Genomic DNA, 2426 nt, shown 5'->3' on the forward strand with positions numbered 1-2426 from the left:
GGCTAATCCATCCTCAATGACTAAGGGTCCTTGATCTACCTTGGAGGTTGATTCTGTTTCGACTGGTTAGATACGGACGCCCAGGGCATCGAGAGTTGGCGTGGTCATGGTCGCCGTGACCGTGATGCCGTAGGTCAGCTGGAACATGCGAAGCGCGGACTGGGTCTGGGGCGATAGGGTTCCATCAATAGCCCCTGGGTCGTAGCCCTTTGAATACAGCGCGGCTTGGACTCTCATGATGAGCAGCTTCAGCTGATCTGCATCTCGTCGTTCGCCGTCGGGCGCGGCCAGGGTGCTCGGTTGAAGCGTCTGGGCCTTGTGCATGCCGCCGCTGGTCGCGGACGGTATCGACTGCGAGCTTTGGTGCGTAACCGGGGAGCCACTCGAGGGCGCGCCCGACCGAGTCCGAGACGCTGGAGCTGTGTAAGTCGAGGGCGGCGGAGTGTAGGTGGATGGTGGTGGGGTATAGGTCGCCGGCGGCGTGTAAGACCTATACGAGCTTCCAGAGCCTGAGGAGTGCGACCGATGGGAGCTATGGGATCGATGCGAACTGTGGCTGCGATGACCGGCATACAGGTTGTGCCGGCCCGCGTTGAGCGAGGTGCTGAGCACGGTCGCATACTTGCTGTCCATATGCGCCAAGGTCGACAGGTCTGACGGGCCTTTGGGCGGCTCCGTTGCAAGGGCGCCGAGGGTGGCTCCCACAATCATGAGTGCGTTCGACATCGGTCAGGCGTCCAGAATGGGGGCTACAGCGCGGCTCGTCCAAGCCGGCGTCACCCAAGAGAAGAACCCGCCGCAACGCTCTTTGACGCTGCAAGTGCTGCAGGCGGACAGGTAGTCGTTCTTCCAGGTCGAAATGCTCTTGGCGGCGTGGCCCCAGAGGCTTCGCTCTATGGTGCAGAGCGGTAGGTTGTAGAGCGACACCGGGATGCCGGCCATATCCAGGATGTCGACGGCGTCCCTAAGTATTTCGGAATAGTCTGCAGGGTCGGCCCATAGATCGCGCTGGTGCGCCTTCGCGAACCCCACGGGCTCAATGCCCATGAGGGCCACGTGCTCCACGAAAGGCAGGTTCCGCCAAATGAAGCGAGCCAGCTGGGCCAGACGCTCAAACGTAGGCCGAACCAGCACCACGCGTATCTCCACGCGTTGCCGGGCGGCCTGGAGGGCGTAGAGGCCCCTCAACGTCTCTGCAAACGCCCCCTCACTTTGGACTACGTAATCGTGCAGTCCGTAGTGGTCACCGTACAGCGGGACCCCCCAGCTGAGGTTTGGATGCAGCCCATCGAACTTGGCGTGGAGCAAAGGGTCGCGAAGGCGCCCGTTTGAGAGAATGTGGACGTGGGTATCCGGAAGGGTCTCGGAACACCTCTTAACGACTTCGACCAAGCCATCTCCAAGGAGGGTGGGCTCGCCCCCGCTGATGGCCAACGACGGTTCGTCAGGGTCCACCAGCTCAACAAGGTCCAGCAACTGTCTAACTCGCCAGCCGTCCTCCACCTCACGGGGCGGCTGGGAGCACATCAGGCAGTAGCTGTTGCACCGCTCGGTGGCAAAGAGGACGTTGCCGTTGTCGCCGCGGCGGTATCGGACAGCAACCCGTTGCCGAATCGGATCCAGCTCTATGACGTCACCACTTTTGGTAATGCGCAAGTCGCCCTCGAGACTCACCCAGGGAACCGTGGCCGGCCACCCGTGGCCATCCGGTGGAAGCAGGGCGCCCCAAGGGAGGCCGAGCAGTTCCGTGGAGACGGCCAAGTCAGCTGTCGCCCGCAGATCGAGCGCCAGCCTTGAGGGCGGCAGACTTGAAGTTGAAAAATCCCTCAAGTCCACAACCTTCAGAAGTGGGGAGCCGGGTGACATTGGAACCCGCGCTTTCGTATCAAGCGGCTGCATCCTGCGCCTCCTCCATTTCGCCCTTGGGTGTCGCCCATGCCTCCATCAGTCGTTTCGTGTCCCGATCCGCCTTCTCGTAGCGCTCCAGAAGGAAGTCGAGCAGACCCATGTTCCTTTTACAGAAATCACTKGTGGGTCGATGACCCATCGGATCGCCCTGACGGGCGTAATGCTCGATCGGATCGGCGCCGCATAGGGGAACGTAGGCGCAGTCGGAGCACGTTGGCAGTGCCTCGGCGACGCCGGAATCGAGCAGGGTCGTCATTGCCGGCGAGGACAGCCAGGTGCTGACGGGTTGGGATACGTTGCCGATACAGAACGTGCGATCGCCCATGGCCGCAAGCATCCGAGCTTCGTCCGACGGGTAAACGCAGCCGTCGTAGTCGTAGATGATGGCACCCAGGCCGGCGCCCGACGGGGACCTCAGGTCCACGTAGCCATGGCCGAACGGCGAGAGCAATTGTGAGAGCAGCAGAGAGGCGTAAGTCTCATCGATGGGATAGCCCCCTCGGTTGACCGCCATGAGG

At 62.1% G+C, this 2426-nt stretch carries 2 protein-coding genes and 1 pseudogene; all 3 read right to left on the minus strand.

What is annotated here, in order from left to right; translation table 11 throughout:
• Positions 1 to 66: 66 nt before the first annotated feature.
• Positions 67 to 726: a His-Xaa-Ser repeat protein HxsA gene (gene hxsA / locus AC1DQP_RS19450; RefSeq protein WP_478052295.1), complete on the minus strand. Its 660-nt coding sequence runs from the start codon at positions 724 to 726 to the stop codon at positions 67 to 69.
• Positions 727 to 729: 3 nt separating this feature from the next.
• Positions 730 to 1899, minus strand: a complete 1170-nt coding sequence (hxsC, locus tag AC1DQP_RS19455) for a His-Xaa-Ser system radical SAM maturase HxsC (protein WP_478052296.1) — start codon at positions 1897 to 1899, stop codon at positions 730 to 732.
• Positions 1886 to 2426 (minus strand): annotated as a pseudogene (locus AC1DQP_RS19460) (His-Xaa-Ser system radical SAM maturase HxsB); the annotation flags it as partial. The pseudogene AC1DQP_RS19460 and the gene hxsC, both read right to left, overlap by 14 nt.

This window comes from Stenotrophomonas sp. P5_A8 (genome assembly GCF_056400545.1).